Consider the following 24,900-nt stretch of genomic DNA (forward strand, 5'->3'; position numbering starts at 1 on the left):
GATGTGTTCGGTCCGGCGTGTTCGCAGCTGCCGCAGGGTTCCGCGCCCGGCTCGCTGGATTCGATGGGGCCGCAGCCGGTCGCTTCGGCCGCGTCGACGAACCCGCTGCTGACCAAGCTGGTGGCGGCGGTGAAGGCCACCAACCTGGTTGACACGCTCAACAGTCAGCAGGCCATCACGGTGTTCGCGCCGGCGGACCCGGCGTTCGCGGCGTTGGGTGACGCGAAGTTCGCCGAGCTGGCGGGCAAGCCCGATCAGCTGGCGCCGATCTTGCAGTACCACGTCGTGGGTAAGCGCTACGACGCCAAGGGTCTCGCCGCCGCTGGCACGCTGGAGTCGCTCAACACCGCCGGGGGCCCGCTGAAGATCGAAGGCTCCGGCGAGAACATGACCGTCAACGGCGCCAAGATCCTGTGCGGCAACATCCCCACCAAGAACGCCACCGTGTTCGTCATCGACAAGGTCCTCACCCCCGGCACCAACAAGTAAGGAAACGCCCGGGCTTTCGTGAAACCTTCGCGCGGAGCCGGGAACGTCGCCTCCGCGAGCAGGCTCGCGGCGGCGACCGTCATATCCGCTGAAAGAACTCGATACCGCGTCGGGTCCGCTGGACTCGACGACGGGGGACGCCGAAGCGGCGGCGCCCCGCCGATCGCCGCCATGGCCGGTTCACTCCCACGCTGTGGCGGCGATCGGCTTCCGAGAGCAGTTGCTGAGCTCGGCGCGTAAACTCAGCGCAGGTGCCCGGGTGCGACACGGGTGAGGTCGACCTCGGCCCACCGTTTTCCCAGTGGGCCGTCGCCACTGGCCATAGGACACGCTCATGGCGGGGACCGGGTTGAACCCGTGTCACCGCTGCAGGACGGCGGCCGGGGCCGGCCGGGTCGATGCAGGTGTCGTCGATTTTCACTGACAGCCGATCGCGTTCGCGCACCAAGGTCAGCTCATCGACGACCAAGAGCGCGTCGATCCGTTGGTCTCCCCTGCGATCCAGCAGCAACCGGCCGGCCCAGGCGCGTACACCCTGGCCAACTGATCCGGAGCTGCGCGCCCGTTCCGAGGAGCCGATGGTGAACGTGGTTACCCGGCTGCCGAGCGGTCAACCTGATACCGGACCGGCAGGCGCCGGAGCGGTCGCTGCGCCACACGGCCGGGTGTGGTCCTGGCGGTGACGCCGCCGCCCGCCGAGGGAGCCTTCGTTCCCGGCTCGCGCCGGGCTGGGCCCGAACGCCGTCCCCTCGGGGCGGCTCAGGACGGCTTTGCGCCTCGGCGACGAGATGGCCACCGCGGCCGGACCGGCCGAGCAGACCGGCGGAGCAGACCGGCGGAGCGCTCGTTGCGGGCAGCGTGCTGGCCCGGCGGCGTGGCGATCTGGCCCGTGCCGCGGACTTGCTGCGCTGACCAGGCCAAGGGCGTCCTGATGGCTGTCCACCGGATCTCGGCGGATGCCACGTTCGCCCTGCCGGTCACCCAGCCACAGTACGAGAACGTCAAGGTTCGCACCCATCGCCGACCCCTTCATCATGGGCATCCTCGATGCCCAGGCCGATGTCGATCCCCAGAGCCGAGGGCGTTGACCAGCGACCCAGACGGGTTGGAGGCGCCGTCCTGGTGACCATGGCGGTGGGTTCCCCAACGGGTGAGCGCCGAGCCTTTCGAGGTAACGCCAACCGTGCCTGCAACGACAATCCGGCAGACGGCTACGCACGTCACCGGGAGTAAACATGAACCCGCCCGGGGGTGCGCAGAGGACGGGAACCAGGCCTGATGAGCACCACGACCGAACCGCAGGAGGATCCCGGGGCGGCGCTCGGGCATCAGATCACGTTCACCGCCGGTGGCGATCTGACCGGAACCGCCGAGATCGAAGAGATCGCCAGGGTCGTGGCGACGCTTCCCGCGGGTACGGCGGTGGTGGTGGACCTGTCCGCGGTCACCCACTTGAGCATGGAGGCCGCGGTTCCCCTGGTGCAGCTGGTCAGCGGGTGCGCCGCCGCAGACCGGCCGGTGCGAGTGCGGGCGTCGGAACCGGTGCGGCTGAAGCTGGCACGCCTGGGATTGGTGTCCACCATCCCGCTTGAGTCCGGTGCCGGCGAATCCCCCTGACTGGTGCGGGGGCTCAAGACAGCTCTACGACACGGCCGGACCCGACCCGGAGCTGCCGGAAAGCTCTTTCATGAACTCGTGACATTGCTTGGTCCGCGCTGAGTCTTCCTCCATGACCTTGCGGAAGAAGTCGGCGATGTCCTGACGTCCAGCGTTGTCGGCATCGCGGACGTATTGGCCGTGTCAGGGCCTACCCAGCGCTCACCGGCTGATACATGTCGTTCTTGCGGGAGTCATGCGTACCCAGTCCGCGAACGGTGCGCAGCCCGAGCGACCGCTGTCGGTCGCCCGGACGGGTGCCACGCCGTTCGCTGTTTGCTCGCCTCCCAGCCCGTGACCACACCGCCGACCAGTTCGCAGAATTCTTCTTCCGTGACGCCGTCGGCTGCTGGAGCGGCCAAGTCTGTGACACTCGAGGTCAGTCCATCGGCCGGGAACATCGGCCCGTATACGCCCAGTGCGGGTTCCGGAGCACGCGTCTTGGATGCACGCCAAGCAGCCCGATCGGTGCTGCCCTGCTCATCGCTACCCACGGCCGCGAACCAGGGCGCGCGGTCGATCATTCACCTAACGATCGACTATGTGGGGCACGCTGGCGTTGAGCTGTGACGCCCCGTGTGTGCCTCGCGTTTCTGAGGCAAGGGACGTGGGTGCGGCGTGGGGAGTCGCCGTGTCGATGTCGTGCGCTCGTTGACGAGGTGATGTGTGGCGGCGGGTCGGAAAAGGTCGTGCGGGTGCAGATGCCGTGGTGGTCGCGCCGAGATCGGGTGAAGCGGTGACGGAGATGGTGAGCGCCGGCGGGGAGGCCGATCCGGGCTCGGTCCTGTCCGGGCCGTCGCCGTTCGTCGGGGCCAGTGAGATGGCTGCGCGGATGGCGGCGTTCGATTGGTCGTCGTCGCCGGTGGGTCCGGTCGCCGGGTGGCCGCAGAGCCTGCGGACCGCGGTGGGAATCTGTCTCAGTTCACGCTATCCGATGGTGATCTGGTGGGCCGTGAGCTGGTGTTGTTGTACAACGACGCGTGGGTGCCGATCCTCGGTCCGGAGAAGCACCCGGCGCTGGGTCTGCCGGGTGTGCGGGTGTGGCCGGAGATGTGGCACATCATCGGCCGGCAGCTGGAGAGTGTGCTGGCCACCGGGCAGGCGACCTTCTCCGATGATCAGCTGTTGCCGGCGAAACGGTTCGGGTACCTGGAGGAAGCGTATTTCACGTATTCCTACAGCGCGATCCACGACGAGTCGGGTGCGGTCGGGGGTGCTTTCACCGCCGTCACCGAGACCACGCAACGGGTGCTGGGCGAACGCAGACTGCGCACGTTGCGGGCTCTGGGTGAGGTGACGACGGCGCCGAGCGGCAACGAGGAACGCTCGGTCGAGCACGTCTGTGCCGCCGCGTTACGCGCGCTGGCCGGGAACCGGGCCGACATCCCGTTCGCCGCCGCCTACGTCGTCGAGGACGGCGTGGTGCGGCTGTTCGACTCGGTCGGGTTGCGCGAAGCCGGCCAGGTGCTTCCTCTGGTGGTCTCCGACCCGGCTGAGGAGCCCTGGGTGTGGGACGCGGTGATGCACGGCGCCGCCGGGGTGATCGACGACTGGGGCCGGCGATGGCCTGGTGCGGTTGTCGCGGGCGCGAATCCGGTCGGTGACGCGGACCCGGAGGTAGTGCTGGTGTTGCCGGTGACCACCGGCAGCCAGTCCGGACCCGCGGCGGTGCTGGTAGCCGGCGTGACGCCGTACCGGACGCTGGACGACGACTTCCGAGGGTTCTTCGGCCTGGTCGTGGACCAGGTCAGCCGGGCGGTCAGCGATGTCCAGGCATTCGAGGGGCAACGCCGGCGCGCCGAGGCGCTGGCTGAACTGGATCGGGCAAAAAGCGAGTTCTTCGCCAACGTCAGTCACGAGTTCCGCACTCCGCTGACCTTGATCGCCGGGCCGGCCGAAGACAGCCTGGGCGACACCCGTGAACCCCTCGGCCCGGCGCAACGGGAGCGGGTGGAGATCATCCGGCGCAACGTGGGACGGCTGCGCCGGCTGGTCGACGACATGCTGGACTTCGCCCGGATCGAAGCCGGGCGGATGCGGCCGGAACTCGAAGCCGCCGATCTCGCCGAGCTGACCCGGGAGCTGGTGTCCTCGTTCGCGCCCGCCGTCGCGCGAGCGGGACTGCAGCTGCGAACCGATATCAAGCTGCCCGGCCCGCCGGTCGAGGTGGACGTGCGGATGTGGGAGAAGATCGTCCTCAACCTGCTGTCCAACGCGGTCAAATACACCCGCACCGGACACATCGAGGTGACGCTCCGCCGGCGGGACGCAACCGTGGCGCTGGCGGTCCGCGACACCGGCATCGGCATTCCCCGGCACGAGCTGCCCCTGCTGTTCCAGCGGTTCCATCGCGTCCGCGGCAACAGCGGCCGCAGCCACGAGGGCGCCGGAATCGGCCTGGCGCTGGTCGCCGAACTCGTCCGCGTGCACGGCGGCACAGTCGAGGTCGAATCCACGGTCGGCACCGGCACGACGTTCACCGTCGGGGTACCGCTCACGCCGACCGACAAGGCGGGCGACGCTTCCTCGACCCGTGCCCGGCCGTCGGCTCCGGGGCCGTACGTGGAGGAAGCGCTGCAGTGGGTTGCCCAGCCGGGGCCAGGCCAGGTCGGTATCGAGGAATACGGCGCCGATGTACCGGTCGGCGTCGCCCGGTCCGGAGCCTGCGTCCTGGTGGTGGAGGACAACGCCGACCTGCGCCGCTTCATCACCAGGCTGCTCGCTCCGCACGAAGCTGCACCAGGTTGCCGCCTGGCTCGTCGAGCACCGCCACGAGCTGTGACCCGAGCCGCCCTCCCGACCGCGAGCCTCCCGTGAGTTAGGACTTGGGTGGGTGCAGATACCGGGGCGAGGGTGTCGCGGGTGACGTCAGTCAGGGTGCGGTCAGTGGCGTAGGCAGAAGCCCGCAACCGGCGTAAGCATCGTCGGTGCTGATGAGCGTCATCAGTCTCATGGGTGAGCTGATGATCGAAGACGGTCTGATCGGTAACCGTGGCAACGGAGACTCGGCTGATTTTCGCCTCACGCTGCCCGATCACCCGGTGTGAAAGCAAAGTCATCGTGACCGGCGCTGGCTCGACCCCGGCTCGGACTCCTCGGTCGGCGGGAGCATCGGCTGGATTGGTGTCATGTGCGCGTTCCCTGGTGCTGGGCGTTCCAGGCGAATGCCGCGTGCCGGGCCAGGCGGCGGCAGGTGTTCTCACCGTCGCGGTCGATCCCCGCGGCCCGATTGTGATGCATGTGCAGCAACGACTCCAGCACCGCGTCGAGATCGGCGTCTGCACCGAGCCGGGTGCGGTAGTCGGCCAGCGCGGCGGCGCGGGCGCGCCACGGTCCGGCGGCTGCGCAGCTCGAGACCCTCTGTGTCTCGCTCAGAGACGCAGCGGGATGCTCGGCAGAACAGGACGGGCACATGAGCACGGTTGCCGATTCCCCCGAGGATTCCACCACCATCGATCTCCGACCGGTACCGGCCACCGATGTGCTGATCCTGGGTGGCGCCGGGGACCTCACCGACACGCACGCCGCGGAGGAGATCGTCGCCCCGGCGTACGCGGCCGATCCCGCCACCGCTCTCGTCCTGGACCTGGCCACGGTGACCTATCTGACCGTGGAAGCTGTCATCCCGTTCGTCAGCCTGGCCCACCGCTGCGCTGCGCGGGAAACGTCGCTGCGGGTCGTGGCCTCCGAGCCGGTCCGGCGCAAGCTGACGAGCCTCGGTCTGCAACCCACCTTGGCGCCGGAACCACCTCCCGCCGAGTCCTGACCCGAGCTGAGCAACGTCCCATCGGGCGTCGTCTCCTTCACCTCGTCCGCGGTAAACGTGAGTTACGCCCCGCGGTGTTGCGGCGGTCGTCGCCGAGGACTTGGGGTGACCGGACAGCTGAATGCTCCATCACCCGGCCATCGACAACCCTTGACCCGTCAGCGGAGCGATCATTGCCTATATCGGTCTCGCAGCGCGTTACCTGCGGCGGATGGCGGTTTCATCGCCTTGAACCGATGCGGCAACGCTCGGCTTCGACAGATGCCAGACGAAGTGATTGCTGACGGAGTGTCCGGTGTTCGCGGTGCCGGGCGTGACCAATTGCGCTGGAATGAGTCCATGACGTCATGGAGATCCCCGGACAACCCGGTCGACGAGATGGCGCAGCTGCGGGACGCCCTGGATACGCAGCCGGTCAGCGAGCAAGCCAAAGGGATGCTGATGCTGATGCGCGGCTGGACCGCGGCAATCGCCTTCGCCGCGCTGCGCACGATTTACCAGCGCACCAACGTCAAACTGCACGACGTCGCGGCGGTCGTGGTCGCTGCCGGCAGCCACGGCGAAGCCGGCACCGTGGATGCTGAGACCTCCTCCGTGGTCCTCGACCAGCTGCGGCAGCACGTGCTCGGGTCGGCCCTCGACGCCCCCGCCAAGGAACGTGAGTCCGAGGTCGGTTGAGCGCGCGATCGGCTGGACAGTGAGTGTCTGGCCCGGTCAGTGCCCTGCGTGACGTCCGGGCCGTGGCGCTTCACCGCCATGCCGGCTTTGGGCGGCCGTGAGTTGGTGCGACGCCGCGGTTGAGGCAGCAGCCGCCACCGAACCCTGTTTGGGCCTGCCCATCGGCAGCCCGGCACGGCGGGGAGGCGCGGCGCAGCCGGCTCTCCCCGCGTCGACGAGAAGGCCCCTGACGTGCCCGCCACCGCTGCCCCCGCAGCCACCGTGACATCGACGCCGGCACTCTCGCACGCACCCGTCTCACGGTGACCGCCACGGCCGACGCGGCCACCGTCGTGGTCGCCGGGGATCTGGACCTGTCGAGCACGGCACGGCTGCAGGAACGGCTGGATGTGGAGCTGGCGTTGCGGCCTCCCGCGCTCATCAGCGACCTGAGCGAGGTCGAATTCTGCTCCTCCGGCGGCCTGTCGGACCTGGTTAACGCGGTCACGAACGCCCACGCGCGCGGGATCGTCTACGCGGTCATCGCCGGCCAGCGCGCCGTGGTCCGCCCCAACAAGCTGCTGCTCCTCGACCGCATCCTGCCGATTCACGCCGACCGGGCCGACGCCGACGAGTGGTTGTCGCTGGTAGCGCGGCTGCGCTGAACAACCGCAACTCCGCTCGGCAACCTCCGGCCCTCCAGCACCAGGCCGCATTACACGGAAGGCGGCCTAATCCCAGCACTCTGGATTCCCAGCTCGAGATGGCTGGAAGACCTGCCCCTCAGCCCCAAGGGATGAGGGTTGGCCGTGCGCCCGACGCTGTCGATCGCGGCCCGCGCGACAAGCGGCCGAAGTCATGGTTTGGCTCGGCTCAAGATCGGGTAAATGCGACAGCGTTTGTTGTGGTTGCTGTGTGTACGTCACGCGCGCCGAGAAGGGACTGAGCTTATGGTCGACAGAGTGCGCACGGGCCGGTGAACGACAACGTCGCCGACCCGGCCCGAATCGAGGGCGCCCTGCGACTTTCCCTGGCGAGGAACTTCCCTTGGCCGTGCTGGTACTGGTCGCGGCAGGTGCGTTTGATCTGCTTACGGCCGAGCAGCTGACCGATGCGGTCACCGCCGCCCTTACCCGGCGGCCACCGGTGCTCGAGATCGATCTGGCCGCCGTGACGTTCCTCGACTCCTCCGGCCTGTCGGTGCTGGCACGAGCCCACGCCGACGGCGGTCGGGACACCATCGTGCGGGTCATCGCGGTCGAGGAAACCCTGGCCCACCGCGCGATCATCCTGACCGGGATGCCCAGCTGCTGCCGGTGTTCACCAGCACGGCGGACGCACTCGCCGCAGACCGGCCGCGATGACCTGCTCCGCGGACCTCCCCGCTGACGACACCGTCGTCGCCCCGGACTTGCGGCACGAGGACGTGCCAGCCGAGGCGGCCCAGCTGGGCCGGCTGCGGGACCAGCTCGCCGCATGGGCTGCCGGCATCGGCCTGCCGCCCTGGCGAGTTCAGGACCAGCTGCTGGCGGTGTACGAGGCGATGGCCAACGTCGTCGTCCACGCCTACCCCGACCGCATCGGGACCTTGGTTCTGCACGCCGACCAGGTCGGCGACTCCGTACGGGAATCGCAGCGTTCATGGCCGGGTCGGATCATTCGGCGACCAAGTGCGCCCGGAGTTGTTCGAGTGTTCTGGCCAGCAGCCGGGAAACGTGCATTTGCGACACCCCGATCCGCTGCGCGATCTCCCGTTGAGAGAGTTCGTCGACGAACCGCATCGTGATGATGGCGCGTTCGCGGGCGGGCAACGTGGCCATCGCGGCCTGCAAAGCGTCATGGTTGTCGAACCGGGTGAACCCGGATTCTTCGACCGCGAGCTGCTCGGCGACGGTGACCGTGTCCTCGGCGCCGCGCACCGGTGCATCGATCGAGTGCGGGCGGTAAGCCTCCGCCGCCAACAGCCCTTCGCGCACGAAGTCGACGCTCATCCCCAGATGCGCGGCCAGCTCGCTGGGCGTAGGCGCCCGCCCGAGGTCGTGAGCAAGCGTGTCGATCGCCGTGCTGAGCTTCTGCTGAAGATCCTTCAAGGAGCGTGGGACACGCATCGACCAGCCGGTGTCGCGGAAGTGCCGGCGAACCTCGCCCATGATGGTCGGCACCGCGAAGGACAGCAAGTCAGCGCCGCGGTCGGGGTCGTAGCGGTCGACGGCGCGGATCAGGCCGCTCCGCGCGACCTGCAGCAGGTCGTCGAACGGTTCGCCCCGGCCGCTGAAGCGCCGGGCGATGTGTTCGGCCACCGGGAGATGCTCGGTGATCAACCGCGCCCGCAGCACGCCGCGCCGGGCGTCCTCCTCGTCGAACCCGCTCCGTTCGAGGAACAGCGGAACGCAGTGCGCGTACTCGTCGAAGCGGCGCTGGGACGGCAGGTTGGGTGTCGCGGCGGACGGGTTTCGTTTGGGCGCTTGGACGACCATGCGCACGTGGTACCCAATCGCTGGCGAAACCACACGATCGGTTATTCCTTCGCCGGGGATTGCCGCCCCAGGAGGCAAGTTGACTACGTTTGCCGATGAACCCGACGACTGAACGCGTAGGACAGTCGCAGGGTTTCACGGGTTCGTCCGATTCCGGCGTACGAGATGAGGCCGTGAGGACGCTGCATCGTCTGCTGGCCGGTGTACGGTCAGCGTACAGCGGTTCAGCCCGGTAGCCGCCGCATCATACCTCCCCGGCCTGGCAGACTGTGTGGCGTGGGCCTGAACTGGTGCAGCGGCAGTGAGGTCTCGCAGGTGGTTCGAGGAGGCCATGCTCATGTCGTTGTTCGTGCCCCGGCCGCGGGATCCGCGACGCCGGCCAACGGCGTCGTTCACGGTGACCCGCACACGTGAGGCGAGTGTGGTCAATGCGTCAGGCGAGCTCGATTTGGCTGTCGCCGCTCAGCTTGCTGCCCTGCTCGCCGAGGAATTGTGCCGGCTACCACCGGCGCTGATCTGCGATACCTCGGCGGTCGAGTTCTGCGCCGCACGTATCCTGACCGTCTTGATCGACGCGGTCGCTGACGCGACGGTGGCTCGGGTACCGTTCGCTGTAGCTGGCCGCTCGCGAGGATTGCTGCGACCGATCGCCGCGCTCGAGCTGGAGCAGGTTCTGCCTGTTCACCGCAATGTCGCTGACGCGCTGAGCTGGATCGCCCTCGCGGCTCATCCGGCCAGCCCGGACACCCGCTGAGATATCCGAACTGACCGGCGGGTCATAGCTCGGCAGTGTCGCAGTCGAGACGTCCCCAGATGAGCTTGCCGTCATCGTGACGCCTCACGCCCCACTCGGCACCCACGGCGTCGACCAGCAACAGGCCGCGGCCACCCCTGCGGTCCGGGACCCGCTGCAGAGGTTCGCCGATCCCACGATCGGCGACGGCCACGATCACCTCGTGCGAGTTCACGTGGTGGTGAATGCGCAGCTGGTGCGGTCCACCACCGTGCAGGAAGGCGTTCTCAAGCAACTCTCCGACGACCAGCACCGCGTCGAACTTGACGCGTTCACCCAGCGTGTCCAGGTGGTCCGCGGCCCATTGTCGGGCCACCGTCAAGCGGGAGACGTCCGCACCGGACATATTCAGAATTTGCTAGTACCCCGGTGCGTTTTCGATCCAGCTCACGCGCACGCGCGACTCCCTCCGCCGTGACGCTTGAGCTCACCGTGGCAACCGTCCACTCGATCAGGGGTACCCAGGCGCCGCAATTTATTTCTCCAAGTAGGTGCCCACAGTGCTCAATACCTGCATCCGCAGGGCCTGCGCTCGGGGCCACCGAACGCTCGACCGGGTGACCACGGCGGCGGCGAGGGGACGAACTGCGGTGCCGGAATGGCATTATGGACGCGCTCAGCGTCGAGCGCCCGGTCTCCCAAGGACACCAGCGAGAGGCTATCGCCGAGTGATTAAGATTTGCCGAGGACGCGACGGAAACGGTGCGAAACGCATCGTCTTCAGCCTGCCAGCCGACGACCCTCCTGGCCGCGTCAGCGTGGTCGGATCGTTCAACAACTGGAGACCGGGCCAGCACCATCTGCAGCCGCACACCACCGGGCGCCGTTCTACGGCCGTGGAGGTCGCCGCTGGCGTCGCCGTGCAATTCCGCTATCTCGCAGAGAACGGCTACTGGTTCGACGACCCCGACGATCCTGACGTGCTCGACCGCGTCGACGACCCATCGGCGTAACGGTCTCCGCCACGCTCGGCGGATCAGGAGATCGTTGGATCCGATTCGGATCGCGAGGGGGTCCCCCGGAGTTGCGAGGGGTCGGTGGACAGGTCGCCGGTGCCCGATAGCGCTGGCGGGTGTGACAACGCGACGACGGCCCGGTCACCGAAGTGGCCGGGCCGTCGCGCCGGGTCAGCTGACCTGAGGTTGGCGACTAGTGGTGTGGTCGGTGGGAGGGATCCGGTGGCGGGCTCGACGGTCACCGCGACCCCGTCGGTGCCGGCGGGGAGGACGGCTTCGACGGTGCCTTGAGGGCGGATGAGGCCCGCCGAGCGTGGCGCATCCGGGCCGGTCAGCCACACCTCGTAGGCGTGGCCGGCGTCCAGCCGCGGCAGGGCCTGCGCGGCGATGAGGACTTTGCCCAGCTGCCGGGAGGCTGTGGCCGTGACCGAGCCGCCGCCGGCCACGGCCGTGCGCACGGTGGTCGCGTCGGGCGCGGACGTCACCGCGCGGCCGTCGGCCACCGGCACCGGGCGGCCGGAGACCGACTGGTCCAGCCCGATGCTGATGCCGCCGGCGAGCACCGCTGCCGCCGCGGCGACGGACGCGATCCCGATCAGTGCACGCTTGCGCCACGGGGTGCGTCGCGCGGGAGAGGTCGGCTCGGCGGCGACGCGGGGAGGCGTGAGCAGGATCGCCAGTGCGGTGAGGTAGATGTCGGTCTTCTCCGCGTGGGGCAGGACGGCCTGGCCGGAGACGAGCGTACCGACCAGAAACGACACCGGCAGGAAAGCGGACCGAGGTGAGGCCGGCGGAAAACCTCCGGCAGCGAGGTGGCGGCGGCCAGGATGGTCGCGCCAAAGAGCACTCCGGACAAGCCGCTGTGGTCGGCTATGCCGTCGCCGCTGCGTTCCAGGAAGATCCCCGCGACGAGCGTCACGAGCGCGGGCACGGTGAACAGCACAGCGGACTTGGCGGTGCCGGTTCCCTTGTCGGTCTGCTGTCGCTCGACGTGACGGCGGCGGTGTCTGCGCGGCTTTTCCTGGCCGTCGGGTGGCTGCCCGGCTTCGTGCCAGGGCAGCGACCGGCCGGCGCGTTGCAGCAGCACCAGCCCCTTCCCCCCCCGCAGCACGGCGATTAGCACCGGGGCCGGGGACAGCCGCCAGAAGATCAGCGAGTCGGGAAGCTGGGTACCGGCGATCACCACGGCCAGGACAGCCGCCACCAGCGCTGCCTCGAGAACGAGGACCAGGGACGCGGCCCGGCAGGTCAGCGGCCGGTCACCGCGCACGCACCGCCGCCTGGGTCTGGCCAGTGACGCCGGTCTGAACGGCGACCATCCCGTGACGGTGTTCTTCCGGCCGTGTCTGTCCGCCGGCGAGCGGTCGCGTGCCGCTCGTGGACCGAGCCTCGGCTAGGCACCACGCTCGGTCTGGTCACCAGGGACGTCGGCGGTCTCTTCGTACCGCCCGCCGACGTCCCGACCTGCTGGCGTGGCCCAAGGTCCGGCGTGGACCCGCGCCGGTGCTGAGAACCGTCGGCCTACCTGTGCTCTACGGGACGCGGGTTCCGGTGCCCAGGGTCCAGCGCTGATTGGCTCCGCCGTTGCAGGCCCACAGCTGGATACCGGATCCGTTGGGGTTCACCGTCCCCGAGACGTCGAGGCAGAGCCCGGACTGGACGCCGGTGATCGTGCCGTCGGAGTTGGTGTTCCACTGCTGGTTGGCGCCGCCGTTGCAGTCGTAGAGCTCGACGTGCGTGCCGGAAACCGTCCCGCCGCCGTGTGCGTCGAAGCACTTGTTCAGGACCTTGAGGGTCTTGGCCGAGGTGCTGTAGGCGACCTTCTGGTTTTCACCGCCGTTGCAGTCCCAGACCGCGAGCTGCGTGCCGTTCACGGTGGTGCCGCCGGGAGCGTCCGCGCAACGACCCGAATTGGTGCTCGTGAGCGGGCCGCCCAGCGGGGTGCTGCCCGCACTGGGGGTAACCTTGAACAGCGCCGATTCGTGACTGACTAGGCTGCGCGAGACCGAGTTGCCGGACGTGCCCGCGTCTGCCCTGGCCCACAGGTTCCGGACCGTGGCGTTGCCGGTGAAGCCGAGGTCGGACCAGTTGGCGGTGATCGTGGCGGTGTTGTCGCCGAGGTTGAACATCGCGACCGTGTAGCTGCCGTCCGGATTCTTCGGAGAACGCCAGACCTGCTGCTGGGTGGCCTGGGAGACAGGGGTGGCCGGACGACCGCCGTCCCGGTCGATGGCGAGGACCTCGTCGTTCTTCAGCATGCCGAGGTCACCGGCATCGAAGTGGGTCATGTCCACCCCGAGCAGCAGCGGAGCCTTGGAGATCGCCCACAGGGTGAGCTGGCTCTGTCGCTCGGCTGGCGTGAGGCCGGTGGCCGTGCCGTTGCCGACCTCGAGCGAGTCGGGGTCGTTCCAGGCACCCGGACCGGCGTACGGCGCCCACTTCGGCAGGTCGACCCAGCGCGAACGGATCATCCCCCAGTGGGTCAGGGTCGAGCAGTAGCACTCGATGTCGCCACTGATCCGCCAGCTGTTGGCGTATTGCCGCCAGGTGTTGACGTTGCCGAAGTCCAGTGTGTTGGACAGTCCGTAGTGGATGGTCCGCCCGGTTTGACGCAGAGCGTCCGACCAGTGTTTGACGTCGTCCTGGTCGCTGGTGTGCACGCCGTCGATCTTGATGTAGTCAACGCCGTAGGAAGCAAAGAGATTGGCCCACGAGTTCAGGAATGCCTGCGCCGCAGCGGGGTTCTTGTTGTAGTCGATGAAGTACATGACGTTGCCGAAGCCACCGTAGTTCGACTCGTACCGGCTGGTGTCGGAAACGATGTCGCGGGCGTGGAAGGAGGTCCCTTGGATCGGGGTGTTCTGGTTGTACGCCGCGACCGGGATTCCGGGGGTGACATACATGCCGAACTTCTCGCCGAGGCCGTGGACGTAGTCCCCGAGCGCCTTCATGCCGCTCGGGAACTTGGCGGTGTCGACGGCCCAGCGCCCGTACTGGTCCACGGTGGTGCCGGGATTGAGGATGTAGTAGTCGTCAAGATTGATGTATTGGAAGCCCTTGGCCACCAGGCCGGCGTCCGACATGCCTTTCGCTTGCGCCTTCACCTTGGCCTCGGTCGGGCTGCGCATCAGGAAGCTCCAACTGCTCCACCCGGCCGGCGGCGTCTGGGACGCGCCGTTGTCGGAGGCCAGCGCCGGTGACGCCGTCGTAAGGTTCGAGATCGACAGCGACGCTGCCAACGCCATCGTCGCGATCAGCGCACGTTTTCGCATAACTCTCCTCTGCTGACTCTGGATCACACGGACCCGCAGTTCTGCGTGGATCCGGTGGCGTTGACGCGGAGAGCGCCGCCGCTGGTGTTCGTGCTGTTGCCGATGCAGTAGCCGTTGACGGTCTGGAAGCCGAGGTCGTAGGCGTTGCCGCTACCGCTACCGCGCTGTGCCATAAAGTGGTCGAAGGCAACAGGACCGCCGCCGTAGGCGATCACCGCGGGACGGTTGTCGTTGGTCGCGAACCTCACCGACGAGTCGGTGAAGCGGATGTTGTCGGCGTTGTGGAGGTACCAGCCGTACGCGGGCCGGGTGCCGATGCTGGTGGGGTCGTAGCCGGTGGCGTTGTCGCTGGGCGGCGTGGTGGCGATGGCCGGGCTGCCACCGGGGACGGTGATGGTGACGTTGGTGAAGGTCACTCCGCTGATGTGGTTGCTGCCGGATTCACCCCACAGGGTCGGGGTGACGCTGGGGTTGCTGCCGGTCGCGATGATGTTGTCGTAGGTGACGTTGCTGATGTGGCCGACGCCGGGATTGTTGCCGCAGCGTTTTCTGGTTCCGATCTTCTGGAAGATCGGTGAGTGGACGCCGGTCATGGTGATGTCGCGGTAGTGGACGTCGGAGATGGTGGCGCCGTCCATGGAGACCATGCCGAGGCCGGATTTGCCGGCGCCGGTGATCTTGATGCCTTGGAACTGGTAATCGGTGAAGTCGCCGCAGGTTTCGGAGCCGAACATCAGCGCGTTGCAGCACCGGGCCGAAAGTGTCGAGTTGGTCACCGTGACGTGTCCGTTGGGGAGCTTGGCGCCGAGGGCGTAGTCGCTCTTGAAGACCAGCGCGTCGTCGTTGGCGGAGATGTTCGCGTTGGTGATGGTGACGTTGGTGGTGGAGATGATGTTCCAGCCGTCCTGGTCGCCGGCGGTGTCGATGGTGAGGTGGTCGGAGACGACGTGGTCGCAGTCGTTGATCAGTGCGGCGAAGTGGCCGCCGCGGCGGAGGGTGGCGCCGCTGAGGACGAGGTTCTTGCAACGAGTCAGTGAGATGATCTTGTCGGCTTCACCTGCGCCCGGATTTCTGGTGGCAGTGACCAGGTAGCCGCCGCCGTCGATGGTGCCGGAGCCGGTGAAGCCGATGTTGGTCACGTTGTCGCCGTAGAACATGGCGTCGTGGAAGTGACTGTGTCCGTAGTCCTGGTATCTGTCGTTGGCGTTGGGTTCGGCGGCGTCGTAGGTGTCGGCGACCGAGCCCAGGACGGTGGACCCGGCGTCTAGCTGGATCGTCACGTTGCTCTTGAGGTGGACGGTGTTCTTGGACTTGTAGGTGCCGGCGGGGAACTCCACCGTGCCACCGCCTGCGGAGTTCGCCGCGGTGATCGCCTTGGCGATGGCGGGGCTGTCGTTGACGTGGCCGTCGCCCACGGCCCCGTAGTCCCTGACGTTGAACGCGGCGGTCGCGGCGCTCGATGCCGGGCCTGGCGGGCTGCCGGCGTCTGCGGCGGCCGACCCGGACAGGATGGTGACCGCCGCAATGACGATGCCCGACAGGGTGCTGGTGCGGTTCATACGTCCTCACCTTTCAGCCGAGGGCGACGTGGAAGATTCTTTCGTTGCTGTTGTTCGGAATGCTGTCTTTGTCGCCGTTGTTGCTCGTGGTCAGCCACAGGCCTCCGTCGGGAGCGGGTTCCACGGTGCGCAGCCGGCCGTAGGTGCCGTTGAAGTAGGTCTGCACGTTGGTCAGGTCGCTGCCGCTGATGACTTCGCGGTACATGCGGGTTCCGCGTTCGCAGGCGACGTAAAGCACGTCCCTCACGATGGCGATGCCTGAGCAGGAGCCGTCGGCGGTGGGGTAGGTTCGTTTGGGAGCGATGAAGCCGGCGGTGCCGCACGTCCCGGAGGTTCCTTCGCACGCCGGCCAGCCGTAGTTGCCGCCCTTGGTGATCAGGTTGGTCTCGTCCATCACCGCGTTGCCGAACTCCTGCTCCCACAACCGGCCCTGGGAGTCGAAGGCCAGGCCTTGCGGGTTGCGGTGGCCGTAGCTCCACACCGCGTTGCCGAAGGGGTTGTCCGAGGGCACGCTGCCGTCCGGGTTCAGCCGCAAAACCTTGCCGTTGAGGCTCGTCCTGTTCTGCGCGTTGTCGCCGTTCTGGGCGTCGCCGGTGCTGGCGTAGAGCTTGCCGTCGGGGCCGAACCGCAACCGGCCGCCGTCGTGGAACTTGTTGCGCAGGATCCCGCTGAGGAGAACCTGCTCCGTGCCGGTGTTGAGCCTGTCGTTCTCGAGCTTGATCCGCACGATCCGGTTGTCGGTCGGTGAGGTGTGCATGATGTAGAGCCAGTGGTCGCTGGCGTAGGTGGAAGAGATCGCCAGACCGGTCAGGCCGCCCTCGCCGTCGGTGCTCTGCACGTTCGGCACGGTGCCGACATCGGTCTTGGCGCCGGTGGCGGGGTTGAGGTGGATGATGTTCTGGGCGTCGCGGCGGTTGTACAGGATGATGCCGTCGGGCAGCGTGGCTAGGCCCCACGGGATGTCGGTGTCCGTGGCGATCTGCGTGACCGCGCAGACCGGGTTGCCGCACGCGGAACCGGTGGTGAGCGAGACGGTGTTGCTGTGCGCGGACACGTTGGCTTGCGCGTCACGCGCCACCACGTAGTACGTGTACGCGGTGTTCGCGGCGAGACCGCTGTCGGTGAACGTCGTGGCTGGCGGGGTCGTCCCGTTGGCGGTCACCGTGCCCACCCTGGTGGTGCCGCGGTAGATGTCGTAGAACTTGACCGCCACGTTGTCGGTGGAGGCCGACCACCTCAAGGTGACGGTGGTGCCGGAGACAGTCCCGGTGAGCGACCCGGGTGCGGTCGGCGCCTGCGTGTCGACCTGGCATTGCGGGGGCGTGACGGGCACCGTGGCACTCGCCTGCGAGACGTTTCCCGCGGCGTCACGGGCGTTGACGTAGAGCCCCCACGTGACTCCCGGGACCACGGTCAGGCTGGTGGACAGGGTGCTGCCGCTCACCGACTTGATGAGCTGACCGTCGTGGTAGACGTCGTAGAAGGCCACGCCGACGTTGTCGCCGGCGGCGTTCCAGGCGAACGTCACGGAGTCACACGCCAGATCACTGATCCGGGCGTTGCCCGGAACCGAAGGCGGCTGACTGTCACCCGCGGTGGTCTTCCACTGCTGATTGGCCCCGCCGTTGCAGGTCCACAAGTCCACCAGGGTGCTGTTCGCCGTGCCCGCCCCGACCACGTCGAGGCACAGCCCGGACTGCACTCCGGTGATGGTGCCGTTGCCGTTGATCTTCCACTGCTGGTTGGCGCCGCCGTTGCAGGCGTAGATCTGCAGCTTGGCGCCGGGGGTGGTGCTTTGACCGGCCACGTCCAGGCACATCGGGCTGTCGTAGACCCGCAGTTCGCCGGCCGAAGTGAAGGTCCACGCCTGGTTGGCGTTGCCGGTGCAGTCGTAGATGTTGATTCCGGCGCCGGATGCCGTGCTCTGGCCGACGACGTCCAGGCACCGGCCGGAGGCCGTGCCGGTGATCGGAGTGCCGGTGGCCGCCGACGCGGTATCGGAGGTGGTCAGCAACGGAGCGGTCAGCACGGTGACTGACACGAGGATCGCCAGCAGTCGCCGCGGCTTTCGTTGAGACGGGGCATGACCGAACACGCGTTGCTCCTTGCGAGGGTGGAGAGGGGAAGGGAGGTCAGACGCGGACTGCCTGGGTCACGAGGTCATCCATTTTTGGTTGGCGCCGCCGGTGCAGGTCCAGATTTCCAGCGGCGTCCCGTTCGCCATGCCGCCGGCGGTGGCGTCGAGGCACTTGCCGGAGGCGGTGTTGGCCACCGTGCCGTCGGATCGGATCGTCCACTGCTGGTTGCCGCCGTTGTTGCAGTCCCATATTTGCACTGCGGCGCCGTCGGCGGTGCTCGCGCCGTTGACGTCGAGGCACTTGGTGCCGTAGACGGTCAGCTGCCCCGAGGGTGTGGCGGTCCAGGTCTGGTTGGCGCCGCCGTTGCAGTCCCACAGCGCGATTTGGGTGCCGTTGGTCCGGGTCGCGCCGGGCACGTCAGCGCATCTGCCGGATCCCTGTCCACGCAGGACGCCGGGGGTGCCGGTCGCGGCGGTGGCTTTGGCCGCGACGAGAGTCGCGGCGGCACTGGCCTGGGTGGTGGGGGACCAGAGGGCGAAGGGGCCGACGAAGGAGTTGCCCTGCTGGCCCGCGCTGGTCGTGTCGTTGGCGAGGATGGAGTTGGCGGTGGTAGTCAGGAAGGAGTCGTATTGCGTGCTTCCCGTGGCGTTGGCGAGGGCACGGAGGTAGCGGGCGAAGATGCCTTTGAAGGCTTGGCCGTCGCCGGCGCAGTTGGGTTCGCAGCCCTCGTAGAGGACTCCGCCTTTGCTGAAGTGCTGCGTAGCTGCGGTGGCGATGGATGTCGCCGTGCTCAGAAGTGAGCTGTTACCGGTGGCGCGGTTGAGCTCGGCGAGGCCTTGGAGGACGACACCCTGGTTGTAGGTGTAGTTCGCGGTGTGGAAACCGCAGCCGGCGACGTCGAGCCCGTCGCGGACGAGATTGCCGTTGATGAGGCCGGAGCCGGTGAACCAGTTCCATTCCTGGTTGGCCCAGCCGAGGTAGGTGGTGTCGCCGGGGATGCGGTTGTGCAGTCCGGCTGTGGCGGCCAGGAAGAGTTCGTTGGCGATGGCGGCTTTGTAGGTCTTGGCGGTGCTCCAGTAGACGCCGCCGCCGCACTGGGTGTCCCAGTAGTTGTGCATGTAGTTGGCGGTTGTCTTCGCCATGGTGAGGTAGCTGGTGTTTCCCGTGATGTCGTAGGCTTGCAGCCAGACCAGGCTCCACCAGCCGGTGTCGTCGATGTAGTCGTTGGTGAAGTTGCTGTTCTTGGCGTAGGCGCCGGAGATCGCGTAGTCGTACTGGGTGTCGCCGGTGGCTTGGCGGTAGGTCATCACGGTGCTCAGGGACACTGCGGATGTCCACCAGTCGCTGCCGATGCGTCCGGTGTTCGGGTTGTAGGACTGCATGAGCACCGAAATGCTGCTTGCGGCAGGACTCGGCGCAGCCTGCGCGACGCCGGAGCACGGAATCAGCAGCGCCAGAATGAACAGGGCGGCGGCAGCCCGGGTTGACCATCGTGTCGGTGCGTCTGGGGTCATCATGCGGTCCCTTTTTGCTGCTCGTCGTCGCAGGTGGTTGTGGAGGTGATCAGGGCGCGGACCACTGCTGGTTGGCGCCGCCGTTGCAGTCCCAGATCACGACCTGGGTGCCGTCGGTCGTGGAGGAGGCGGGGTCGTCGAGGCAGCGGCCGGAAGCCGGGTTGCGGTAGCCGCGGTTGTACGGCTGCCACTGCTGGTTGCCACCGCCGTTGCAGTCCCAGACCGCGACCTTGCTGCCGTTCGCGGTGGCCGCGCCGGAGATGTCGAGGCACTTGCCGAGCGCGCGCAGCGTGCCGTCCGAGGACGTGGTCCAGATTTGCGCGGTGGTGTTGTTGCACGTCCAGATCTGGGCTGCGGTGCCGTTGGCGCTGTTGCCGCCGTTGACGTCGAGGCATTTGCCGCTGATTCCGGAGCGGACGAGGCCGGTGCTACCGATCGGCACGGGTGCGTTGATCCAGCCGGCCGCGTCGGCGGCCTGGATCCCGGCGTTGAAGGCGGTGGCCATCTTCTGGTAGCCGCCGTCGTTGGGATGGAGCGAGTCGGACAGGTCGCCGGCCGTCAGCGCGCTCATGTCGATCAGCCGGACGTGCTTGCCGGCGGCCTGCTCGGTCTGCACGATGCCCGGGACTGCCCGGTTGAACCCGGGCCGGTTGGCCTCCTCGGTGGAGCTGGTGGACACGATCACCGTGCCGACCAGCACGGTCGCGTCGGGTGCGGCTGTCGTGATCTGGTCGATCAGGGCGCGCAGCCGGTCGGGGGCGGTGGGCACCTGGTAGTTCTGGTTCAGGTCGTTGGTGCCGATTTCCAAGGTCACGACGTTCGGCCGGTACTGGGCCAGTACGGAGTCGGCGATGCCGGCGATCTGGTCGATCCGCCAGCCGGAGTGGCCCTCGTTGTCCGGATCGGACATGGTGCCGTTGCGCTGCGTGCCGACGAAGTCCAGGGCGTGTCCTTCGGAGGACAGCTGGGTGGCCAGGTCACCTCGGTAGCTGTTACCGGTACTGCTGCCGACACCCCAGGTGATGGAATCACCCAGTGGCATCACCCGCAACGACGCGGGTGCCGGTGCGGCTTGGGCGCTGTCGAGAGCAGCCGGCAACACCACGCCCGCGCTGAGCGCGGCGGCCACGATGGCCGTCCGGTACCTCATGTTTCGCTCCCTCGGTCGGTGTGACGGGGTGGATTCACGATGCGGCTGGGAAGTTCCACTTCTGGTTGGCGCCGCCGTTGCAGTCCCAGATGTCGAGTGCTGTCCCGTTGGCGGTGGTGAAGCCGGGGATGTCGAGGCAGCGACCGGAGGCGGGGTTGACCAGGGTGCCGTTGCTGCCGGTCCACTGCTGGTTGCCGCCGCCGTTGCAGGTCCACAGGTCCACCGCTGAGCCGTTGGCGGTGGCGTTGCCCACGACGTCCAGGCACAGGCCGTTGATGGTGACGGCACTGTTGCCCACGGTCCACTGCTGGGCGGGCGAGCCGTTGCAGTCCCAGATGTCGACGACGGCGCCGGCGGTGCTGGAGGCGGTGTAGTCGTCGAGGCACTTCGCGGTGTTCAGGGCGGAGGGGACGGGCCCGGTCACGGTGCCGCCCGTTCCACCGGAACCCGGGGTGATGGCCAGGTTGTCGAACTGGTCGGTGCGGTAGCCCTGGATGCCCAGCCCGGCTTGTCCGGACTGGAAGGAGGTGTCGGTGACCGAGCCGATCTGCCTGCCGTCGACCTTGGCGCTGATCGTGGAGCCTTGGAAGGTGAAAGCGAGGTTGTGCCACTGGCCGGTGCCCAGCGCAGTGGTGGTGCCGGTGGCCAGCGTGTGGTTGGAGCCGTCGGTGTACATCTTCTCGATCCACCACTGCCCGGTGTCGCGGATCCGGAAGTAGTAGGCGTTCATGTGCGACTGCGGGCGCAGCTGGGTGTTGGCGCGACCGAGCAGCTCGGTGGTGCCGGTGCTGCGCAGCAGGACGTCGGAGGTGACGGTGTAGTTCGACCAGCGGTGTCGCCGATCAGCGAGTAGGAGTCGGAGTCGTCCTGCCACTCGATCGGCTTGACCGGTGCCATCTGACGGACGCACTGCCCGGCACGGCCGGTGCAGGGTTGGACCTCGAAGGAGCCCTGCATGTCCGACAGGTACTTCGCTTCGGTGCCGTTGCCGTAGGCGTCGAAGTTGTCGCTGTAGGGCAGGGCGAGCCCGTGGGCGGCGGGTGCGGTCGCGGTGCCCTTGCCCTGACCGGTGGTGGTGGTCACGGTGTAGACGTAGCCCGGCTGCATCGTGAGCGAATACGAGCCGCCCGAGGGGCTGATGTCCTGGGTGTGGACGAAGGACGTGGCCGCGCTGGGGGAGTTGACGTTGGTGGCCCAGACGTGGACGGTGCCGGTGGACAGTCCGCCTTGGACGTGGAAATTGGCAGTCTGCGCGGAGTTGGTCGTCGTGGTTTCCAGGATGGTGGAGTAGTCGGAGCCGGTGTTGGATTTGACGGTGACGTAGGTGCCGTTGGACTCCGCGCCGCCCAGGTAGCCGGAGGCGGAGTCGATGAACTTCCAGCCGGGCTGGGTGAACTGGGTGACCTGCGCGGTGGCCCAGGTGCTGGTCCCGATGGTGTAGTTACCCGACCACGGCGATCCGGCGGTGGCCAGGCCGACGGTGCTGAAGGGCAGGTTCGGGTAGATCGCGGCGATCAGCGGCCAGTTGAAGAAGCTGGTCATCTTCGCGTCGACGTAGCCGCGGGTGATCGCCCGGATCAGCGCGGGAGCGCCGGCGTTCATGTCCTGGGAGCCGTTTTCGCTGTCCCATAGCGGCTTGCCGAGATTCCGTCCGGCCTGGGTGCTCTGGCAGGAGGTCGCATCGCCGCCATCGCCGCCGTTGCAGGAGTAGTGCACCCCGACGATCGACACCGCGTTGTTGAACGCCGCGTTGCGTGCCATGTCGTCCGCGACGCTCCAGCCGGAGTCGTCGCCGACGATCTGGATACTGCTGTAACCGGCATTGTTCAGCGCCGATCGCAGCTGGACGTACCAGTTCATGTCGTGGCCGCGTTCGTTCCAGCCGCCGAGGTACTTGATGTTCAGGCCGTGCTGCTTGGCGCACCCCAGCCAGGTGATCAGGTAGTTGATCGTGTCAGTGGACCAGAAACCGCCGTTGATCCATCCGGGTGCGGTCCAGGCCAGGCCGTATAGGCCGATGTTGGGGTTGCGCGCCTTCGCCTGCTCGGCCAGCCAGAACTCGTAGCCGGCGTTGCAGTTGATCTGTCCCCTGGCATGCTCGATGGAGGGCTCGGAGCCATCGGTGGAGTTGGCGTCGCCGCCGATCTCCAGCTTCAGCAACTGCAGATTCGCGCCGTAGCCGGGCTTGAACATGTAGTCCAAGATCTGCGACTGCTGCGCGGCGGGATAATCGGCCAGCAGCCGCGAATTGCCGCCGCCGCCGCTGATCGCACCGATCCCGTCGAACGTCCGGCCGCTCTGCGCGCCGTCCACCGTGATGGCCGTGGTCGCGGCCTCAGCCGGATCGGCACCGACCGCGAGCGACGCGGCGAGCAATGCCAGTACGGGAGCAAGTCGAGCGATGCGACGCATAGGACCATCCTTCGCCGTGAGGAGACGGCAGAAGGTCCGCTCGACCAGAGGAGCGACCATGCACCGCCGGGAAGATGTGGCCCAGTGTGCGGTTGTGTTTGTTTTACTGTCAACCCTCCCAGGAGGCGACAACTTCACACGGCACGACAAGATTTGGACCAGGGGGTTGCCGATTCAGCAATCCGGGCCTGCGCGGTCGCTGGACGACACCTGCAATCGGTTGTGCACGCGTAGACCTGAGGTACCGAGTAGCCGCCGATGACTCCGCGAAGTTCCCGGCAGTGGGGCTGCGCGGCCGCGCTCGACGCTGATCGAATCCCACTCGGTGATCCACTGTCAGAAGTTGCGCACTCTCCGTTGACATAGGGACCGCGGATCGCTCAAGATACAACGTCGGTACTTTTGAGCCTCGTGCGGCGACGCGGGCGACCGGACGTGGGAACTTGTCCGGCACCTTGTCTGCTTGCTAACGGAGTTACGTTGTATGTTACGTCATATATGAGATCTGAGCATAGAACGTCTCCCTTCTTGTTCGGCGTTCGTCACCTCCCGTCTCTGGAGGCCCGGTGGAGTTCAACCGTCGCAAAGCGCTGACGATCGGCACGGTGGGTGTCGCCACCGCGGCGTTGCCCGCCCCCGGTGCCGTATCGGCAGGGGAGGTTGCTGCAGCGCCTGCCGGCCCGGCGACCGAAACGCTGCTCCTGACCGGGGCCGACGCCGATCACACCGTCGACTGGGACTTCCAGGTCACGTCCGGCAGGCGCGCGGGGGAGTGGGCCACCATCCCGACGCCGTCGAACTGGGAGTGCCACGGGTTCGGCAGCTACCACTACGGCGGTGATCTCGTTCCGGCGGAGAAGGGCAACTACCGGCACTCGTTCACGCCACCGGCGTCCTGGGCCGGCCGCCGGAACTTCTTGGTGTTCGAGGCCGCCATGACCGACGCCGACGTCCGGGTCAACGGCGTCTCGGCCGGGCCGGTGCACCAGGGCGGCTTTTACCGCTTCCGCTATGACGTCACCGCCCTGCTGCGCCTCGGCGAGGCGAACCTGCTCGAGGTGACCGTCAGCAAGGAATCCGCCGACAACTCCGTGAACGACGCCGAGCGCCGCGGCGACTTCTGGAACTTCGGCGGGATCTTCCGGCCGGTCTCGCTGGTGTCGTACCCGGCCGCCCGTATCGACCGCGTCGCGATCGACGCCCGCGCCGACGGGACATTTGCCGCCCGGGTCACGCTCGCGGGCGTGACCGCGGCGGCCCGGCTGACCGCGCAGCTACGCCGCCTCGATGGCACGGCGGTCGTCGGGGCCTTCTCGGTCGCCGTGGCGAGCGGGGCGACCAGCGCGACCGTGACCACCACCGCGGCCCAGCCATTGTTGTGGACGGCCGAGACGCCGAACCTCCACCAAGTCGAGCTGACGCTGGCGAGCTCCGGTGGCGTGTCGTGGCACAGCACCGTCGAACGCTTCGGCTTCCGCACGATCGAAGTCAGGACCGGCGACGGCGTCTACGTCAACGGGAGGCGGATCGTCCTCAAAGGAGCGAACCGGCACACCTTCTGGCCGACGCTCGGCCGGGCGTCGAGCCCGCGCCTCGCGCGGCTGGACATCGGGCTGATGAAGGACATGAACATGAATGCCGTCCGGATGTCGCACTACCCGCCGGATGCGTACTTCCTCGACCTCTGCGACGAGCTCGGGCTCTACGTCCTGGACGAGCTGACCGGCTGGCAGCACCACTACGACGAAGGCGTCGGCGCACCACTGGTCGAGGCGCTGGTGGAGCGCGACGTCAACCACCCGTCGATCCTGTTCTGGGACAACGGGAACGAGGGTGGCTGGAACACCGCGCTGGACGACGACTTTGCGCAGTACGACCCGCAGCGGCGGGCCGTGCTGCACCCCTGGACGACGTTCAGCGGCGTCGACACGAGCCACTACCAGACCTACAGCAGCACCGCGAGCAAGGCCGCCGGCCCCGCGATCTTCATGCCGACCGAGTTCCTGCACGGCCTCTACGACGGCGGCGCCGGGGCCGGCTTGAACGACTACTGGAAGCTGATGGGCGGGTCGCAGCGTTCGGCGGGCGGGTTCATCTGGGCGCTCGTCGACGAAAGCGTCG

At 67.7% G+C, this 24,900-nt stretch carries 22 protein-coding genes and 1 pseudogene; 12 read left to right on the top strand and 11 right to left on the bottom strand.

Translation table 11 applies throughout. The features are described from left to right. The 3 genes from C2L59_RS13845 to C2L59_RS13865 all read left to right on the top strand — a co-directional run. On the top strand, positions 1-489 hold a 489-nt coding region (locus C2L59_RS13845; RefSeq protein WP_103349922.1), incomplete at its 5' end, for a fasciclin domain-containing protein. A gap of 1,278 nt (positions 490-1,767) precedes the next feature. After that, a complete protein-coding gene (locus tag C2L59_RS13855) occupies positions 1,768-2,106 on the top strand; it encodes a hypothetical protein (RefSeq protein ID WP_103349923.1) in 339 nt (112 codons plus the stop codon). Between the two features lie 984 nt (positions 2,107-3,090). After that, positions 3,091-4,962, top strand: coding sequence for a HAMP domain-containing sensor histidine kinase (locus C2L59_RS13865; RefSeq protein WP_103349924.1), 1,872 nt, complete (start codon positions 3,091-3,093; stop codon positions 4,960-4,962). Positions 4,963-5,271: 309 nt separating this feature from the next. On the opposite strand, the gene C2L59_RS13870 is transcribed toward C2L59_RS13865, so the two are convergent. After that, positions 5,272-5,598, bottom strand: coding sequence for a lantibiotic dehydratase C-terminal domain-containing protein (locus tag C2L59_RS13870; protein ID WP_146060379.1), 327 nt, complete (start codon positions 5,596-5,598; stop codon positions 5,272-5,274). A 28-nt stretch (positions 5,599-5,626) separates the two neighbouring features. On the opposite strand from C2L59_RS13870, the gene C2L59_RS13875 reads away from it, so the two are divergent. From C2L59_RS13875 to C2L59_RS13895, 5 genes and pseudogenes are all read left to right on the top strand, one after another. After that, positions 5,627-5,911: an STAS domain-containing protein gene (locus tag C2L59_RS13875; protein ID WP_146060380.1), complete on the top strand. Its 285-nt coding sequence runs from the start codon at positions 5,627-5,629 to the stop codon at positions 5,909-5,911. A 261-nt stretch (positions 5,912-6,172) separates the two neighbouring features. Further along, positions 6,173-6,589, top strand: a complete 417-nt coding sequence (locus tag C2L59_RS13880) for an ANTAR domain-containing protein (RefSeq protein WP_233223482.1) — start codon at positions 6,173-6,175, stop codon at positions 6,587-6,589. 302 nt (positions 6,590-6,891) lie between these two features. Continuing rightward, on the top strand, positions 6,892-7,233 hold the full coding sequence (locus C2L59_RS13885) for an STAS domain-containing protein (protein WP_233223483.1): 342 nt from the start codon (positions 6,892-6,894) through the stop codon (positions 7,231-7,233). 388 nt (positions 7,234-7,621) lie between these two features. After that, the gene (locus C2L59_RS47485; RefSeq protein ID WP_233223486.1) at positions 7,622-7,957 is read left to right on the top strand and encodes an STAS domain-containing protein; all 336 of its coding nucleotides are present in this window, start codon (positions 7,622-7,624) and stop codon (positions 7,955-7,957) included. After that, positions 7,929-8,159 (top strand): annotated as a pseudogene (locus tag C2L59_RS13895) (ATP-binding protein); the annotation flags it as partial. The gene C2L59_RS47485 and the pseudogene C2L59_RS13895, both read left to right, overlap by 29 nt. A 64-nt stretch (positions 8,160-8,223) precedes the next feature. On the opposite strand, the gene C2L59_RS13900 reads toward C2L59_RS13895, so the two are convergent. Further along, positions 8,224-9,045, bottom strand: coding sequence for a SigB/SigF/SigG family RNA polymerase sigma factor (locus C2L59_RS13900; RefSeq protein WP_103349930.1), 822 nt, complete (start codon positions 9,043-9,045; stop codon positions 8,224-8,226). 337 nt (positions 9,046-9,382) lie between these two features. Here C2L59_RS13900 and C2L59_RS13905 point away from each other — a divergent pair, with 337 nt between their 5' ends. Further along, on the top strand, positions 9,383-9,799 hold the full coding sequence (locus C2L59_RS13905) for an STAS domain-containing protein (protein ID WP_146060381.1): 417 nt from the start codon (positions 9,383-9,385) through the stop codon (positions 9,797-9,799). 22 nt (positions 9,800-9,821) lie between these two features. Here the strand turns inward: C2L59_RS13905 and C2L59_RS13910 are convergent, their stop codons facing one another. Then, on the bottom strand, positions 9,822-10,184 hold the full coding sequence (locus tag C2L59_RS13910; RefSeq protein ID WP_233223484.1) for an ATP-binding protein: 363 nt from the start codon (positions 10,182-10,184) through the stop codon (positions 9,822-9,824). A 322-nt stretch (positions 10,185-10,506) separates the two neighbouring features. On the opposite strand from C2L59_RS13910, the gene C2L59_RS13915 reads away from it, so the two are divergent. Continuing rightward, positions 10,507-10,791, top strand: a complete 285-nt coding sequence (locus C2L59_RS13915) for an isoamylase (protein ID WP_103349932.1) — start codon at positions 10,507-10,509, stop codon at positions 10,789-10,791. A 23-nt stretch (positions 10,792-10,814) separates the two neighbouring features. Here C2L59_RS13915 and C2L59_RS48085 read toward each other — a convergent pair whose 3' ends face one another. Continuing rightward, positions 10,815-11,555: an anti-sigma factor gene (locus C2L59_RS48085; RefSeq protein WP_199199065.1), complete on the bottom strand. Its 741-nt coding sequence runs from the start codon at positions 11,553-11,555 to the stop codon at positions 10,815-10,817. 101 nt (positions 11,556-11,656) lie between these two features. Between C2L59_RS48085 and C2L59_RS48090 the strand changes: the two genes are divergently transcribed. Continuing rightward, positions 11,657-11,914: a hypothetical protein gene (locus tag C2L59_RS48090; protein ID WP_199199066.1), complete on the top strand. Its 258-nt coding sequence runs from the start codon at positions 11,657-11,659 to the stop codon at positions 11,912-11,914. Between the two features lie 412 nt (positions 11,915-12,326). On the opposite strand, the gene C2L59_RS13925 is transcribed toward C2L59_RS48090, so the two are convergent. From C2L59_RS13925 to C2L59_RS13950, 7 genes are all read right to left on the bottom strand, one after another. Further along, positions 12,327-14,066, bottom strand: coding sequence for a glycoside hydrolase family 27 protein (locus C2L59_RS13925; protein WP_103349933.1), 1,740 nt, complete (start codon positions 14,064-14,066; stop codon positions 12,327-12,329). A gap of 23 nt (positions 14,067-14,089) precedes the next feature. After that, on the bottom strand, positions 14,090-15,625 hold the full coding sequence (locus C2L59_RS13930) for a glycoside hydrolase family 28 protein (RefSeq protein WP_103349934.1): 1,536 nt from the start codon (positions 15,623-15,625) through the stop codon (positions 14,090-14,092). A 13-nt stretch (positions 15,626-15,638) separates the two neighbouring features. Then, positions 15,639-17,639, bottom strand: coding sequence for a PQQ-dependent sugar dehydrogenase (locus C2L59_RS13935; RefSeq protein WP_233223487.1), 2,001 nt, complete (start codon positions 17,637-17,639; stop codon positions 15,639-15,641). Positions 17,640-17,777: 138 nt separating this feature from the next. Further along, positions 17,778-19,217 carry a glycoside hydrolase family 76 protein gene (locus C2L59_RS13940; RefSeq protein ID WP_158263081.1) on the bottom strand — a complete coding sequence of 480 codons (1,440 nt, stop codon included), beginning with the start codon at positions 19,215-19,217 and terminating at the stop codon, positions 17,778-17,780. Positions 19,218-19,266: 49 nt separating this feature from the next. Next, entirely contained in the window at positions 19,267-20,367 is a 1,101-nt protein-coding gene (locus C2L59_RS13945) for an SGNH/GDSL hydrolase family protein (protein ID WP_103349936.1), read from the bottom strand. 34 nt (positions 20,368-20,401) lie between these two features. Next, a complete protein-coding gene (locus C2L59_RS48095) occupies positions 20,402-21,166 on the bottom strand; it encodes a ricin-type beta-trefoil lectin domain protein (RefSeq protein ID WP_370444740.1) in 765 nt (254 codons plus the stop codon). Beyond that, complete coding sequence (locus C2L59_RS13950) at positions 21,094-22,779, bottom strand: hypothetical protein (RefSeq protein WP_199199068.1); 1,686 nt, start codon at positions 22,777-22,779, stop codon at positions 21,094-21,096. Before C2L59_RS13950 ends, C2L59_RS48095 begins: the two co-directional genes overlap by 73 nt. 566 nt (positions 22,780-23,345) lie before the next feature. Between C2L59_RS13950 and C2L59_RS13955 the strand changes: the two genes are divergently transcribed. Continuing rightward, positions 23,346-24,900, top strand: a 1,555-nt coding sequence (locus tag C2L59_RS13955; protein WP_304485938.1) for a glycoside hydrolase family 2 protein, incomplete at its 3' end; no start/stop codon positions are given.

The organism is Amycolatopsis sp. CA-128772 (genome assembly GCF_002904295.1).
Classification (GTDB): domain Bacteria; phylum Actinomycetota; class Actinomycetes; order Mycobacteriales; family Pseudonocardiaceae; genus Amycolatopsis.

Coding starts and splice junctions, on each gene's coding strand:
- C2L59_RS13855 (WP_103349923.1), top strand. CDS start 1,768: ATGAGCACCACGACCGAACCGCAGGAGGATCCCGGGGCGGCGCTCGGG.
- C2L59_RS13870 (WP_146060379.1), bottom strand. CDS start 5,598: ATGGTGGTGGAATCCTCGGGGGAATCGGCAACCGTGCTCATGTGCCCG.
- C2L59_RS13880 (WP_233223482.1), top strand. CDS start 6,173: ATGCCAGACGAAGTGATTGCTGACGGAGTGTCCGGTGTTCGCGGTGCC.
- C2L59_RS13900 (WP_103349930.1), bottom strand. CDS start 9,045: ATGGTCGTCCAAGCGCCCAAACGAAACCCGTCCGCCGCGACACCCAAC.
- C2L59_RS13905 (WP_146060381.1), top strand. CDS start 9,383: ATGTCGTTGTTCGTGCCCCGGCCGCGGGATCCGCGACGCCGGCCAACG.
- C2L59_RS13910 (WP_233223484.1), bottom strand. CDS start 10,184: ATGTCCGGTGCGGACGTCTCCCGCTTGACGGTGGCCCGACAATGGGCC.
- C2L59_RS13925 (WP_103349933.1), bottom strand. CDS start 14,066: ATGCGAAAACGTGCGCTGATCGCGACGATGGCGTTGGCAGCGTCGCTG.
- C2L59_RS13930 (WP_103349934.1), bottom strand. CDS start 15,625: ATGAACCGCACCAGCACCCTGTCGGGCATCGTCATTGCGGCGGTCACC.
- C2L59_RS13940 (WP_158263081.1), bottom strand. CDS start 19,217: ATGACCCCAGACGCACCGACACGATGGTCAACCCGGGCTGCCGCCGCC.
- C2L59_RS13945 (WP_103349936.1), bottom strand. CDS start 20,367: ATGAGGTACCGGACGGCCATCGTGGCCGCCGCGCTCAGCGCGGGCGTG.
- C2L59_RS13950 (WP_199199068.1), bottom strand. CDS start 22,779: ATGCGTCGCATCGCTCGACTTGCTCCCGTACTGGCATTGCTCGCCGCG.